Here is a 14,224-nt window from a genome sequence, read left to right on the forward strand (position 1 = left end):
GACGGGCTCCGGCAGCAGCAGCGGCGCATCCGGCAGCAGCGGTGGCGGTGCATCTGCGTCCGGAGGTGGCGCTTCCCACGCCGCCGCGTAGTCACACCTTTTCAAGTCCAGTGGGTCCCGCTCATGAGCGGGACCCACTGTCGTCTGGTGTCGCGAGGGGTCGCCAGACATGCAGCGGCCCCCGAGCTTTGGATTCTGGCGTGCACGGAAGGGCTCGGGGGCCCGGGGGCCGTGGGGAATTACCCAGCGCACGTGGGTGATTCACCTGCGCGCCTCGGGATGCACCGAATAGGCACTCAAGGTGATCGCCACGCAGTAGTCGCGGCCCAACCGGGTGCTCAGCGTGGTTCCGGTCGTCGGCGCCACCGGCGGCAGGCTCTCCATCGCCCCGCGATCGGTGATCGGGGCCTCGGCCCGGGATCACTCGGGTGCGAGCTCAATGGGTGTCATGAAATTCCGCATTCAATATCTTTCTGGTAATAACTTTCTTTTGTGCAATTCTCAATACTGAATAACTAATTGCGAGTAATGAATGCGACACGGTCATCGAAACGTATTCAAAATGTGCACGGAATTTCATTGGAGGCGAGTTATGTTTTCTTCGCTCTAATGCGGCGCGGCACCTCGCCCACGTCGCTACCTTCACCTCTTGGAGATAACTATGCGATCGAATGCGTCCATGTTGCGTCGTGCCGGCGCCATTACTCCGATGGCGCTTGCTGCCGCACTTTGTTTTGCAGGGACGGCACATGCGGCTGTCTCTGTGAATTGGAGTTGTCAGGCTACGGTTTCGGGCACCCCTCAGACGTCGAGCATGACAACCTCGGTTACCGGCACCGCGCCTGGTTCGGTAACCGCGGGTTCTCCCGTGGCCATTACCATTGCGCCGGGTTCATCGACGGTTCCGACGAACCCAGTCCCCCTTGTTACGGTCGTCAGTATCAGCAACATGAAGATGATCATCCCGATCCCGGCGAACTCGACCTATGTCTCCTCCAGTGCATCCGGTGGAACTTTCCCAGGCTCGACAGCCGTCGTGGGCAGTAACGTCGTGCTCACCGTTCCGGGTCCAATTCCCGGTGGCTCGACGTACACCCCGCCTGCGATCACCATCAACGTGACGGCCAATGCTCCCGGCTCAATTACCAGCAACTATGCCGGCAACAGCTATGCGAATCCCGGCATGACCTTCACCACTACCTTGAAACCAGTGATTGGTTCTAATTTCAACGCCGCAACCGCGTGCTACCCGAATCCTTCTCCGACGCTCACCACCACGACCGTCACCTAACTCTGGATGGCGCGCAAGAAATAGCCGACTGTACATATGGACGGCGCTGATCGGATTGGGGTCAGACTCAGCGCAGGGCCTGGGGAAGTGCAGCGGTGAATAGCCCTCGACTGGGCTGAATAACCAGCCCAGTCGAGGGTTATTTCTATTTTCCGGTCACCATCTCGAAGGGAGAAGATTATTCTCTCCCGAATCTCTTATTCGCACCTGTCGGTTGCGTTTGTGAATGAACCCCAGCCCGGCGGTGTCGTCCACCTCGCGGAAGCTGACGTTTGCACATCGAAATAAGCACCGGTACCTGTCTATGAATCCAAACCACCGATGCCACGGATACTGTGCAATGCGGAATTTTTTCTTGGCGTAAGCACTCCAACTCCGCATGCTCATCAAACAGAGATCGCCCGGGTTTCAGACAAGACGGTGCTCCCTGTATGAGTCCAGCGGTTTCCGAGGTTCCAACCCGCGGTCTGGCGCGGTTCGCCGCCGAGTCCAACATGTCCCAGCGGCCAGCCCCACGCGTGTTTGGTACAACGCAGCTGCTGACCGTTCTGGGGTCACGCGGAAAAGTTGAGGTCCATGACCAGCAGGTATTGACCGTCAAAGCGGCGGCAAAGTTGGTCATCGACAGTTCTAGCCAAAGCGTCAATAATGGCGTCCGGAGCCACTCGACCGTCGCTATGATCAGGTCCAGTGGAGAACCTTGGGGGAGGTCTTTCGTCCGATGGCAACTGAACTCGCTCGGATCGCTGCAGACTTGAAGAGAAGACTGGAATCTTTTCATGGATCCGTCGACGAATTGGCGCACGAATTGATGAGGATGCTCGGCGTCAATCACACCGATCTACGTGCCCTGTTGCACATTCTCCTTACGGGCGAGAAGGCAACGACGCCGGGACTTCTGGCCGACCGGCTCGGTCTCACTGCCGCCGGCACCACGATCGTGCTCAACCGCCTGGAAAAGCTGAGATACGTCAGTCGCTCGTTACATCCGACCGATCATCGCCGAGTAGTCGTGTTGGCCACGGATCTGGCTGCTCGCCGTATCTCGGAACTCGTCTCCCCGCTGCTGGATCAGGGCGGCAAGATGTTGTTGAGCTATTACAACGCGACGGAGATTGCCCTGATCGTCGGGTTCCTCAGCCGTACGGACGAAATACAACGAGCTCACCTGAAGCGGATGCGTGAATTGGATCCCTACCCCCAGTAGGAGTCATCGTCGATCTCCAGAACCGCGAACCGCGCGGTTGGCATCTTCGCGGCCGGGTCGTTGGGTATGACGTCGAGCGGTGCGCTGATGAGGCGCGCGGACCTGACGTGCAATGCCGGGAGGGTCCGATCCACGTCGCTGAACTCGTTGGTGCACAGGGTATCTGGTTGTTGTCGAGCATCACACTGACCGCTAGACGTCGCGAACCTGCGCTGCGGTTGAGCGGGAAGCGAAAGCAGATATCGGCCCCGGGCTTCGGGAGTGCGGGTCGCTCGTGCACAACGAGCCAGTAGTCCGGGAATCGGATTGACTCATGGGCATGTCGGGGTGGCAGTCAGCTTAGGTAGCGCCGGGCGTGTTCGTTGCTCTGCGCGCAGCTGAATCGCTCACGCGCGCTGGGTAATTCCCCACAGCCCCCGGCCCCCGAGCCCATCAGTCTGTCTACGCCAGGAACGAAGGTTCGGGGGCCGCTGCATGTCTGGCGACCCCTCGCGACACCAGACGACAGTGGGTCCCGCTCATGAGCGGGACCCACTGGTCTTGGAAAAGGTGTGACTACGCGGCGGCGTGGGAAGCGCCACCTCCGGATGCAGAGGCACCGCTACCACTGCCGGATGCGCCACTGCTGTTGCCGGATCCGGTGCTGCCCGAGCCCGTCTGGCTCCCGGTCGATCCGCTGGGCTTGGTGGGCTTGGTGGGCGTACCGGTCTTGGTGCCGCCGGTGGTGCTGGTGCCACCGGTTGGCGCGGTGGTGCTGCCCGAGCCCGTCCCACTGCCGGTCGATCCGCTGGGCTTCGTGGGCTTGGTGGGTTTGGTGGGCTTGGTGGGTGTATCGGTCGTGCCGGATGCGCCACTGCCGCTGCCGGAGCCGGTGCTCCCCGAACCCGTCTCGCTGCCGGTCGATCCGGCGGGCTTCGTGGGCTTTGTCGGCTCACCGGCCGTGGTGCCGCTGGTGGAGCCGGTGCCACCGGTTGGCGTCGTGGTGGTGCCCGAGGTCGTGCCCGAGTCCGGCTTCGTTTCGGTTGCGGGGGAAGGTGTCTCGGGCGACGATGCGGCAGGTGCCCCTGCGGTTGGCGTCGTCGCGGCGGGTTCTGCCCCGGTGGTCTCGGTCGCCGGAGTCTTCGTCTCCGAGGTCTTCGTCTCCGAGGTCTTCGTCGCCGCGACCTTCGGTGCATCAGGCGTCGTCACCTTCTCCGCACCCAGCGTGACCGTCGCACCCGACAAAGCAGCCGACGGAACAGCGGACGGTGCAGTATCGGCCACCTTCGCCGCGAGGGACGTGGACGTAGCCGGAGCGAGCGCGTGCGCGATCGCGTTGAGGCCTTGGATCACCTGGTCGATCAGTCCGCCTGAGGTGAGCAGCCCAGGGGCGCCGGAGAGCGCAAACCCGTTGAGCACCGCGTTGACGATCGCGCCGGGGGTGGCGACGAGGGCATTGACGGCACCCATCAAGTCCCTGGCTTTCAGCGCGTCGAGGATGGCTTGCGCTTGAAATGCGGTCGCCTGCATGGTGCCGTTGACGGTGCCGATGACTCCGAAACTTGCGCCGACCAGAACGCTCGGGGCCACGGCGACGACGTCCGCGAAATTCTGCGCCATGTTGACCGGAATTTGAAGAAGTTCGAGCAGCGGGAACACCGGACCGACGATGAGTCCGAGCCCTGCACTGAACAGCGTGTTGTAAGCCTCGTAGAGCTGGCCCGCCCGAATCTGGTTGAAGGCGTTTTGAACCCCTGCCGGGAAGCCGTAGGGGTTGTCCAACTTCAGTTGGTCGACGAGATTCCCGAACGAGCTTTGCAGTGCCGCAAACGTCTGCCCGCCGTAGCCGAGGCCGTTGATGAGCAGCTGGTGCAGGATCGGCGCAGGGTTGGTCATATAGGTTTCGACGAGTCCGCCGCCGTTGGCGAGTGCGTCTCGGATGATGTTGCCCCACTGCTCAATCGGGTTCACCGCCGCCGTGAGAGCAACCTTTGCCGAGGACACCGCTTGCGCTTGTAGTTCGGCGATGGCGGGCATCGGTTGGGCGATCGGGGCGAGCGCTATCGCACCGGCACCCGCCAGCGCAATACCCATATTGATGCGTGGAACGGCAACCTGCATGCCATCTCTCCTTAATTGACGGTCGTGACAACCGGAGGCTACCTGAATGGAAGTCGAATTCCGCAAGTATTTTTATTTCCGTCTCGGGACCCCGTCACTCGCAATCTGGATTGAGGTAGGTTGTTGCTGGCTGTTGAATTTTGGAACAGATATCAGCAAACCGATACTCAAACGCGTTTGACTAGGTTCATTTAGCTAAATCCGTTTAACTAAAAGCATTTAACTAAACATGGTTAATTGAATGTGTGAGAATAGTCGAGGGTGCTCAACCGGCGTTCTAGTTGGCTATTTTGATTCGCGCCGGTCGGGAACCAAGGCGCGGGCACCGTCGTGGCCACGGGTGGGTCGCCCGTGGCGCAGGCGCTCTTCGGTAAGGCGGTGGGTATCGCAGGCGGCCGCCCTGTTGCCATCCCGGCTGCACCATCCCGGCTTCGCCCCGTTCGGTGTGGCCGACTTGATTGAAAACAGATCGGCAAACTCCTGCCGACGTGGCTCCACGCAGGCAAGTGCCTGCTCGCGGGGGGCTCCAATGGTTGCCGCCGCAGGTGCCCAGGCAATGCGTGGAGCATTCGGGCGCCGTGGCTTCTAGGTTTGCTACTAGCCTGGCCTCGGGTGCTCAACTGCCCTGCATATGACCTATGAACTGGGCTGTTCAGTTGGCGCGAGAGGGGTATCGCCTTTCTGGAAGTAGCTGTAATCGCGGAAAACTGTTGCTTTGTAACTTACTCATGGGTTAATTTTGTGACAGCGGCGGGCTGAGATCGCTCACGCAATCGAGGGATGGGGTAATGCAGCTGACGTTACGGCCGGCGGGGGTCACGCCGGAACCGAGTAGCTGAACAGGTTGTGGGCTCTGCTGGAAGGCGGAGGGCCACAACCATTTTGGGTGTTCGATCGGTGCGGCGGCCGACGGTTCGCGGATCAGCCGTCACCGCGCGACGCCAGCACGAACACCCGGAGCAGTCAGGCGGGTGGACGCGCGAGCTCCCACGCGAACCGCGCGGCGAACGCAGGGTGATCGTAAGTACGCCTGCGGCGCAGTCAGCTCGCCCGCCCAACGGCGGAGACAGGAAGTGATCGCAAGTGTCATACCGAAACTGCGACGGTGGCAATCGGGTTCGTCATTCCGCCGCGGCCGCAGTAGTCAGCGCAGGTACCGCCATCGGCGCGCGCATGACCGAAGCAACCTCTGTCGTGAGCAGCTCTTCGACGTCGGGTACGGGGATGGTTTCGGTGATGCCGGTGGGTCTGCGCTGGCAGGCGCATTGCACCTGCGGAGAATTGGCCGCTGGTCCCCATCTGCTGAAAGGGGTAGCGGTCAACGACGCGCACGAGCACGCTTACAGGACTGGTTGCGCTGTCGGGTGGCCGCTCGTTGTCGCGCGTGGTTCGCGCACAACCGGATCGGTGCGCGGCTGGCAGGGACGACCGTCGATGAACGATTGCCACTCAGTGGAGTAGAGCCGGCTGTGCATGGTCGGATCACTCATGTTGGGTAGCAATCATTTTCGAATGAGGGGTTGAGAAGGGGCAGGCCGGTGGGAGTCCACCCGGTTGATTGTTTGCGTCGAAGTGCCCGGAAGTGAATCCGTCTGATTGCCTGTTCGAGGAAGCTGGCCGGTGTGACACGACCGCCTGTGAGGTGATTGTGGTTACTGTTCAGGTGAGGGTTCGACGATCGGAGACATACCAATGACCGAAGCACCACCCGAGACCGGTTTGGAATTGCGGTCATTGGTGACCCCGGACGGCATGCTCGAGCTCTCGCTGCACGACGTCGACATCCCGGCCCCGACCGCCGACCAAGTCGTCGTCCGGGTCGAGGCATCGCCCGTCAACCCGTCGGATCTGGGCCTGCTGATTCCGGGTGCGGACATGTCGGCCGCGACGGTCGCGGGCACCCCGGACCGCCCCGTCGTCACCGCACCGCTGCCGCCCGGGGCACTGGCGCAGCTGGCCGTCCGGGTCGGGCAATCGCTTCCCGTCGGCAACGAAGGTGCGGGCACGGTGGTGGCGGCGGGGGAGTCGCCTGCCGCACAGGCGCTCCTCGGCAAGACTGTGGGCATCGCCGGCGGCGCCATGTACTCGCAGTACCGCGTCGTCAATGCCGCCGCCTGTCTGGTCCTGCCCGACGGCGCGACTGCCCGGGACGGGGCGTCGTCGTTCGTCAACCCGCTGACCGCGCTGGGGATGGTGGAAACCATGCGGCGAGAAGGACATTCGGGTCTGGTGCACACGGCGGCAGCGTCGAACCTCGGCCAGATGCTGGTCAAGATCTGCCGCGCTGACGGGGTGCCGCTGGTCAACATCGTCCGCAAGGCCGAGCAGGAAGAAATCCTGCGCGACCTAGGTGCGGTCCACGTATGCAACTCTGCTGCAACGACTTTCGAACAGGACCTGCTCGAAGCGCTCAAAGCCACCTCCGCGACACTGGCGTTCGACGCCACCGGTGGCGGCACCCTGGCGAGCCAAATCCTCAACGGCATGGAGCAGGCCGCCAACGCGACCGCGACGCAGTACTCCCGCTATGGCTCCGCCGTCCACAAGCAGGTGTACATCTACGGCAGCCTCGACACCGGACCCACCGTCCTCAACCGAAGCTTCGGCATGTCGTGGGGCATCGGTGGCTGGCTGCTCACGCCGTTCCTCGCCGGCGCGGGGGCGGAGGTCATCGGCAGGCTACGAGCCCGCGTCGCCGCGGAGCTCACCACAACCTTCGCGAGCACCTACACCCAAGAAGTCTCATTGGCCGGCCTGCTCAAGCCCGAGGCGTTCACCAGCTACCTCAAGAAGGCGACCGGCGAGAAATTCCTCGTGACTCCGCAGGCGGTGCCGTAGCTGCGAGTGCCCTGTGAAGCGCCTCGCGTGACAGGCGTACGGGACGAATCTCAGCTACCTTTCGGCTCATGATCTCCGTGGTCATCCCATGCCGGGACGGTGCGCGTGTCCTCGCCAAACAACTCGATGCCCTGCTGTCGCAGCAAACCAGTGCCGAGTTCGAGATCGTCGTGGCCGACAACGGGTCAGCGGACGGCACTGCCGACCTGGTGCGCTCCTATTCTGATCCGCGCGTGCGTGTTGTGGATGCGGGTCGGGCGCCGGGCGCGAATGTCGCTCGTAATGTGGGGATTACAGCTGCCAAGGGGGAGTTCATTCTGCTCACCGACGCGGACGATGTGGTCCACGACGGATGGATCGAGGCGTATCACCGCGCTTTCGTGGGCGGGGCGGAGGCGGTCGGCGGTGGGCTCGATCGAATTCTCGACGACGGCACCCTGTTGGCGCGGGAACGCCGGCTCTACCCGACTCTGGCCCGCAAGGATGTGTTCGCGAACGGCACGAACTGCGGCTTCACCCGTGAGGTGTTTTCCCGCGTGCAGGGCTTCGATGAATCGTTCAAGCTTGGCGCCGATGAGGTCGACTTCTTTTGGCGGGTAGCCGAAGCCGGGTTCAAGTTGGAGTTCGTGCCCGGTGCGGTGGTGAGCAAGGTGCAGCGCACAGATCTGAAGGCAGCGTTCGTGCAGTATCGGAATTTCGGCCGCGGCGAAGCACGCATCCTGGACAAATTCCGCCCGTGGTGGCTGGGACCCGCCGCAATGGGGGCGGCGCTGCAATCGATCGTATGGGCCGCGGCGTGGTTGTCCGGTGTGGACCGCCGCAAGACGACGTGCTCGTTGGCGTGGAACCTCGGCGCGCTGCAGGAGGCAATAGGGCTGCTGCGTGTCCGTGCCGTCGGTCGGCCTGCTCCAGCAGTTCCGTAACTCAGCGCACGTGCTGCGCCGAAGGCCACGGCCGCCAATTTGCTGACGGCTGTCATCACTTTGGTGGTAACCGCCGTGTGATGGCGAGAAGGTCGCCATTGAGTGCCCGGCCTGCCAGATTACGGTTTGCTAGATGTTTGTCATTTGCGCGCCGTTAGGCCGGTGACAGTCGTACCCTGCTTACCAGTCGACATCGATGAAGGCCTGGCAACGGCGCCCGGCCGCACTTCGATCTGATGGTGGAATGGCATGACAAAACCACGGCCGCCGCTGGAGCCGCTGCCGCCTGTCGCTGCGGGGCAGGTGCATGCGCCGCTGAATCGAGATCGGACCCCGCCGTACAAGATCGCCGGCCTGATCCTGGCTCTCGTTGCTGCCGCAGGGATGGCGCTCACCTGGCTCCAGTTCCGAGGAGCGTTCGACTCCAAAGCCCAGGTGTACGTGCTGGCCAGTCGCGCAGGGCTGTCGATGGACAACGGCTCGAAGGTCACCTACAACGGAGTGCCGATCGGGCGGTTGAAGGGCACCGAAATCGTCACCGCACCCGGCGAGAAGCCCGAAGCCAAACTGATCCTCGACGTCGACCCGCAATACCTTGGCGTGCTGCCGCGCAACGTGGACGTCAAGCTGCTGGCCACAACGGTATTCGGCAACAAATACATCTCGATGACGTCGCCGCCGAACCCGTCGCCGCAGCGTCTCAAGTCAGGCGACACCGTCAACGCTGTCAGCGTCACCACGGAGTTCAATACGTTGTTCGAGACCATCACTGCGATCTCCGAACAGGTCGACCCGGTGAAGTTGAACGCGACGCTGACCGCCGCGGCACAGGCGCTCGAGGGGCTGGGTGACAAGTTCGGTCAGTCGCTGGTCAACGGCAACGTCATTCTGGCCGACCTGAATCAGCGGATGCCGTCGATCCGGCACGACAACCGCGCCCTTGCCGATCTGGCCGAGGTCTACGCGAACGCGTCGCCAGATCTGTGGGACGGACTCACGAACGCGGTGACCACCGAGCGCACGTTGAATGACCAGCGCGGCAACATCGATCAGGCGCTGATGGCATCAGTGGGCTTCGGCAACACCGGCGGCGACATCTTCGAGCGCGGCGGGCCGTACCTGGTTCGTGGCGCGCAGGACCTCCTACCGACGACTCGGGTACTCGACGAGTACAGCCCCGAGATCGATTGCGGGATAAGGGCTCTCCCTCGTGCGGTGAAGGCAACGTCCTTCGCCGTCGGCGGCAACGGTTACTCGCTGATCTCGCACACAGCGCTTGTCGGCTCGGCGAACCAGTACGTCTACCCGGACAACCTGCCGCGGATCAACGCCAGGGGCGGCCCCATGGGCCGGCCGGGGTGTTGGACCGTCACCCGCGACATCTGGCCGATGCCGTACATGGTGATGGACACCGGTGCATCGATCGCGCCGTACAACCACTTTGGCCTGGGTTCGCCTTTCGCGTCCGAATACGTCTGGGGCCGTCAGGACGGCGAGAACACGATCAACCCCTGACGCGCCATCGCCCCTGATCGCGCCATGTCTCGCACAGCACGTGGTAGAACTCGATGCTGTGAGTTGCCTGTGGTCCACGGGTGACGTGAGTGGGGGATCAGGCATCGATGAAGAAGTTCTGGGCGCTGGGATTGGCGGTTGTGCTGATGACCGCAATGACGGCCTGCGGGGAGAAGTCCGAATCGAAGGACGTCACGGCGTCGTCGTCGGCTCCGGCGAGTCAGGACGACGTCCGGGCGATCGCGAAAGACGCCTACGTCTACGGCTTCCCGATGGTCGACTCCTACCGCATCCAAAACGCCTACTTCGTCGACAAGGCCAACCCGCAATACAAGGGTGAGTGGAATCAAACCCACAGCATTGCAAGGGTATTCACGCCCGAGGACACCGCGGTGCAGACGCCGAACTCGGATACGCCGTACACCATGCTCGGTGCCGATCTGCGTGCCGAACCGCTGGTGCTCACCGTGCCGCCGATCGAGGCGGGCCGGTACTACTCGCTGCAGTTCGTCGACGGCTACACCTTCAACTTCGCCTACGTCGGTAGCCGGACCACCGGGAACGGCGGCGGGAAATACCTTCTGGCAGGCCCGGATTGGAAAGGCGACAAGCCGGCCGGCATCACCGAGGTGATCCGCTCGGACACCCAGTTCGTGCAGGTTATCTACCGTACCCAGCTGTTCGACCCCGCAGACCTGGACAACGTCAAGAAGATTCAGGCCGGCTACACCGTCGAGCCGCTGTCGGCATTTGAGCACCAGCCCGCAAAGACCGCCCCGCCAGTCGATTTCGCTGTCCCGCTGTCGCCCGACGACGAGAAGACCTCACCCAAGTTCTTCGAGAACCTCAACTTCCTGCTGAAGTACGCACCGGTGCTGCCGGGCGAGCAGGACGTGCGTGCCCGCTTCGCCAAGATCGGCATCGGCCCCGACGGCGACTTCCATGCCGACAAGCTCAGCAAGGAGAAGCTGGAGGCGGTGAAAGCCGGCATGGCTGACGCCTGGGCCGAAGCCGAGGCCTTCAAGAAGGACAAGCTGGACACCGGACAGGTGACGTCCGCGCAGCTGTTCGGCACGCGGGAGTTCCTGAACGGCAACTACCTATACCGCATGGCCGCCGCGGTGCTCGGCATCTATGGCAACTCCGCCGACGAGGCGATCTACCCCGTGCTGTCGGTGGATTCGACCGGGGCGCCGCTGACCGGCGCCGGCAAGTACACGCTGCGCTTCGCACCGGGCCAGCTGCCGCCGGTGAACTCGTTCTGGTCGCTGACCATGTACAAGATGCCGCAGAGCCTGCTGGTGGCCAACCCGATCAACCGGTACCTGATCAACTCGCCGATGCTGCCCAACCTGGTCAAGGACGCCGACGGCGGCATCACGATCTACGTGCAGAACCAGTCACCCGGACCAGAGAAGGAAGCCAACTGGCTGCCGTCCCCGGACGGTCCGTTCCAGCTGATCATGCGGCTGTACTGGCCCAAGCCCGAAGCACTCAACGGCACCTGGCAGGCGCCGAAGGCGGTGAAGAGTTAGTTCTTGCGGCCGCAGTTCGGCTGGGCCGGCTTGGCCGGCCACGCGCACACGTTGAAGAACGTCTCGGTGCCGAACCCGCCGCCGTCGAACACGCCGTAGTTGTTGCCGTGGGTGCCGGTGTAGGTGGCGCCGCCACCACCGCTCGATCCGCCGTCGTTCGACACGATGGTCGTGACGGCCCAGCCCTTGCCTTCGAGTGCGGCCTTGTAGGCCTTGACCACGTCAGCGGGACCGCCCGTCACCTTGAAGCTGAGGTGAACCCCGTTGTCCGCGATAGGGTCTGGGCCGAAGGTCTGCACGGTACCGGCGGGCGTCGGCACCAGTGCCTGCAGTTCTGCAGGGGTCGCCGCAGCTGCTGATGACGCGGTGCTGGACGCTGCGGCGCTCGTCGACGCGGAACTCGGCGAACTTTTGGCGCCCGAGTCGGACCCGCTGCTGCAGCCGGCCACGAGGCCGATCACTGCCGCCGCGACTGCCACCGAACGAATTGAGTTGCTCATGATCGCTCCCCTCGTTGAGCGCACGGTATCAACGTATTCGGCGGAGCGGTCAAAAATTGCCCGGTTGGGTGGCTGCGTGCATCGCACTTACGATGCCAACGTGGCAGGGGAAGGCTGGGTAGCGCACATTCCGACGGCTACCTACGGCCCGCCTCGGCTGGGCGGGGCCGTCATCGCGCGGCCGGCGATCACCCGATCCCTGCTCGCCTCGGACTCGGAACTCGTGGTGGTGACGGCACCCGCCGGATACGGCAAGACGACCGCGGTGGCGCTGTGGGACGACGCCGACGCTCGGCCGTTCGCCTGGGTGCGGCTGGACCACCTCGACAACGACCCTGCCCATTTGTTGCTGCATCTGCTGACCGCAGCGGACCAAGTCGCCGCCGTCGATGCCGTGACGTTCCAGTACCTCCGCGGCGCGGGCCGGGCCGTCGAAACCCAACTGGTGCCGGCCGTGGTCGCAGCATTGGAGTCCTCGGGACCAATTGTTGTGGTGCTGGACGATGTTCATGAGCTGACGCACGACGCGGCTGTCGACACCTTGCGTGCCCTGGTGCAGCTGGCTCCGGCGTCGACGACGCTGACGCTGATCAGCCGGACGCCGCCACCGCTGGATCTGGCTCGGCGCCGGCTGCAGGGCAGCGTGCTCGAGGTTGGTACCGAACAACTGAAACTCTCTACCGCTGAAGCACAATCGGCTCTCGACTCCGTCGGTGGACCCGACGGCCCCACGGCCGCGCTGGTGATCGACCGTTGTGAGGGCTGGGCCGCCGGGGTGGTCATGGCGGCGATGGCGTTGCGCGATGGCGCCTCCGGTGACGCGATCACCGGCCGCCACCGCCTGGTGGCGGGCTATCTGGTCGAAGAGGTGCTGGGGCGGCTGGACCCGGCCGTCGAGTCGTTCCTCGTCGAATCCGCGGTGCTCGACCACTTCAGCGCCGACGACCTGAACGACGTTCTGCAGCGCGATGATTCAGCCGACATGCTGAGCGCCATCCGCGCCTCGGGCAACCTGTTCCTGGTGCCGCTCGATGATCAGGGCACCGCGTACCGGTACCACCGGCTGTTCACCGATCTGCTCCGTGCGCGGTTGCGCGACCGCGATCCGGACCGGTACCGCGCTGTCGCCGCCCGGGCGGCGGACCACCTCGAGCGCGTCGGCGACATCGATGGCGCCCTGTTGCAGGCCTTGGCGGCCGACGACGCGGCACACGCCGCGGCGCTGGTCGAACGCGATGCCGTGCGTCTCGGATTCGACGGCCGCGCAGGCATCTTGGAGCGCCGGCTGAGCTCGCTCGACGAGCACGTCTTTGCCGACCATGCCGATGCCGCGATCGCCCGAGCCTGGTTGGGGGTGACGCTGGGGGACGCCGATCTGATCCAGCGTTCCCTGCTGGCGGCCTCGGCGGCGGACCGGGGCGCGGCCTTGGCCGACGGCACGCCATCGGTGAAAGTTGGTGCGGCCCTGGTTGGTTCGCTCGTCGGTATCGGCGGCGTGCGCGAGGTGGTTCGGCACGCCGACACGGTGTGCGACGCCGGCGACCACCTGGTCAACCCGTGGTGGGGCGCCGCCGCCTCGGTCAAAGGCGGCGCGCTGTCGATGATCGGTGACGCGGAAAATGCCAGGGCCACATTGGAATCGGCACTCCCGGTCCTTGACGACCTACCCGGCTTCCGGGCCGTGGCGCTGGCGCATCTTGCCCTGCTGGACCTCGACGACGGGGCCCTGTTGTCCGCGGCGCAGCGCAGCGCGCAGGCCCGCAGCATCGTCGATTCCCGCGATCTGTGCGACCTGGTGCCGATGGTGGTGGTGTACGCGGTGGACGGGCTGGTGCGGGGCCACCGCGGCGACGTCGCCGGCGCACGCGACGCGGTACGGGGCACCGAACGGCTGCTGGAGCGGCTGGGCGACCTGGCGGCACGTACCGCGGCGCTGGGGCACGCGCTGACCGCGGCCGCTGCCCTCGAGATCGATGACCCGGAGTTGTGTCGACGGCATCTCGATGCGGGACAGCTCGCCGGCCGTCGGGAGCCCGACGCGGTCGCGGTGCAGCTCCGGCTGGCGCGCGTGCGGGAACTGCTGGCGGCGCATGCGCAGCACGGGCCGCGGCAGGCCCTGACCGCGGCCGAGCTGCGTCTGCTCCCGCACCTGGCCACCCACCTGTCGCTGCAGAAGATCGCCGGGGAATTGCACCTGGGCCGGGAAACCGTGAAGAGCCAGGCCAAATCGATCTACCGCAAGCTGTCGGTGTCGTCGCGCACCGAGGCCGTCACCGAGGCGGCGCGCCTCGGTCTGCTCGACCAGTCCTGACCTG

The 14,224-nt window shown here is 64.3% G+C and carries 10 protein-coding genes and 1 pseudogene; 7 read left to right on the forward strand and 4 right to left on the reverse strand.

Features of this window, described 5'->3' with window-relative positions; genetic code table 11:
• Positions 1 to 273: 273 nt before the first annotated feature.
• Positions 274 to 414: pseudogene (locus tag TL10_RS31795) on the reverse strand (Mu transposase domain-containing protein); the annotation flags it as partial.
• Positions 415 to 949: 535 nt separating this feature from the next.
• Between TL10_RS31795 and TL10_RS29815 the strand changes: the two are divergent.
• Together TL10_RS29815 and TL10_RS24760 are read left to right on the forward strand one after the other, a co-directional pair.
• A complete protein-coding gene (locus TL10_RS29815; protein ID WP_131630805.1) occupies positions 950 to 1,291 on the forward strand; it encodes a hypothetical protein in 342 nt (113 codons plus the stop codon).
• Positions 1,292 to 2,012: 721 nt separating this feature from the next.
• Positions 2,013 to 2,498: a MarR family winged helix-turn-helix transcriptional regulator gene (locus TL10_RS24760; RefSeq protein ID WP_043401039.1), complete on the forward strand. Its 486-nt coding sequence runs from the start codon at positions 2,013 to 2,015 to the stop codon at positions 2,496 to 2,498.
• On the opposite strand, the gene TL10_RS31335 is transcribed toward TL10_RS24760, so the two are convergent.
• A complete protein-coding gene (locus TL10_RS31335; protein WP_157850393.1) occupies positions 2,486 to 2,632 on the reverse strand; it encodes a hypothetical protein in 147 nt (48 codons plus the stop codon). The two genes, TL10_RS24760 and TL10_RS31335, sit on opposite strands and share 13 nt — an antisense overlap.
• A 421-nt stretch (positions 2,633 to 3,053) precedes the next feature.
• A complete protein-coding gene (locus TL10_RS24765; RefSeq protein ID WP_131630806.1) occupies positions 3,054 to 4,598 on the reverse strand; it encodes a hypothetical protein in 1,545 nt (514 codons plus the stop codon).
• Between the two features lie 1,692 nt (positions 4,599 to 6,290).
• On the opposite strand from TL10_RS24765, the gene TL10_RS24770 reads away from it, so the two are divergent.
• The 4 genes from TL10_RS24770 (at position 6,291) to TL10_RS24785 (ending at position 11,409) form a co-directional block, all read left to right on the forward strand.
• Positions 6,291 to 7,436 carry a zinc-binding dehydrogenase gene (locus tag TL10_RS24770; RefSeq protein ID WP_043987776.1) on the forward strand — a complete coding sequence of 382 codons (1,146 nt, stop codon included), beginning with the start codon at positions 6,291 to 6,293 and terminating at the stop codon, positions 7,434 to 7,436.
• Positions 7,437 to 7,504: 68 nt separating this feature from the next.
• Entirely contained in the window at positions 7,505 to 8,359 is an 855-nt protein-coding gene (locus tag TL10_RS24775; protein ID WP_043987777.1) for a glycosyltransferase family 2 protein, read from the forward strand.
• A 249-nt stretch (positions 8,360 to 8,608) separates the two neighbouring features.
• On the forward strand, positions 8,609 to 9,874 hold the full coding sequence (locus TL10_RS24780) for an MCE family protein (protein ID WP_082068078.1): 1,266 nt from the start codon (positions 8,609 to 8,611) through the stop codon (positions 9,872 to 9,874).
• A gap of 107 nt (positions 9,875 to 9,981) precedes the next feature.
• A complete protein-coding gene (locus TL10_RS24785; RefSeq protein ID WP_043987792.1) occupies positions 9,982 to 11,409 on the forward strand; it encodes a DUF1254 domain-containing protein in 1,428 nt (475 codons plus the stop codon).
• On the opposite strand, the gene TL10_RS24790 is transcribed toward TL10_RS24785, so the two are convergent.
• Positions 11,406 to 11,909 carry a hypothetical protein gene (locus tag TL10_RS24790; protein ID WP_043987778.1) on the reverse strand — a complete coding sequence of 168 codons (504 nt, stop codon included), beginning with the start codon at positions 11,907 to 11,909 and terminating at the stop codon, positions 11,406 to 11,408. The two genes, TL10_RS24785 and TL10_RS24790, sit on opposite strands and share 4 nt — an antisense overlap.
• 100 nt (positions 11,910 to 12,009) lie before the next feature.
• On the opposite strand from TL10_RS24790, the gene TL10_RS24795 reads away from it, so the two are divergent.
• Positions 12,010 to 14,220: a winged helix-turn-helix domain-containing protein gene (locus TL10_RS24795; RefSeq protein WP_338048689.1), complete on the forward strand. Its 2,211-nt coding sequence runs from the start codon at positions 12,010 to 12,012 to the stop codon at positions 14,218 to 14,220.
• The last annotated feature ends 4 nt before the right edge of the window (positions 14,221 to 14,224 follow it).

The organism is Mycolicibacterium llatzerense (assembly GCF_000878195.1).
GTDB classification, from domain to species: Bacteria; Actinomycetota; Actinomycetes; order Mycobacteriales; family Mycobacteriaceae; genus Mycobacterium; species Mycobacterium llatzerense.

Bases quoted from the DNA above. Each gene is read 5' to 3' on its own strand.
- TL10_RS29815 (WP_131630805.1), top strand. From the start codon at position 950: ATGAAGATGATCATCCCGATCCCGGCGAACTCGACCTATGTCTCCTCC.
- TL10_RS24760 (WP_043401039.1), top strand. From the start codon at position 2,013: ATGGCAACTGAACTCGCTCGGATCGCTGCAGACTTGAAGAGAAGACTG.
- TL10_RS24765 (WP_131630806.1), bottom strand. From the start codon at position 4,598: ATGCAGGTTGCCGTTCCACGCATCAATATGGGTATTGCGCTGGCGGGT.
- TL10_RS24770 (WP_043987776.1), top strand. From the start codon at position 6,291: ATGACCGAAGCACCACCCGAGACCGGTTTGGAATTGCGGTCATTGGTG.
- TL10_RS24775 (WP_043987777.1), top strand. From the start codon at position 7,505: ATGATCTCCGTGGTCATCCCATGCCGGGACGGTGCGCGTGTCCTCGCC.
- TL10_RS24780 (WP_082068078.1), top strand. From the start codon at position 8,609: ATGACAAAACCACGGCCGCCGCTGGAGCCGCTGCCGCCTGTCGCTGCG.
- TL10_RS24785 (WP_043987792.1), top strand. From the start codon at position 9,982: ATGAAGAAGTTCTGGGCGCTGGGATTGGCGGTTGTGCTGATGACCGCA.
- TL10_RS24790 (WP_043987778.1), bottom strand. From the start codon at position 11,909: ATGAGCAACTCAATTCGTTCGGTGGCAGTCGCGGCGGCAGTGATCGGC.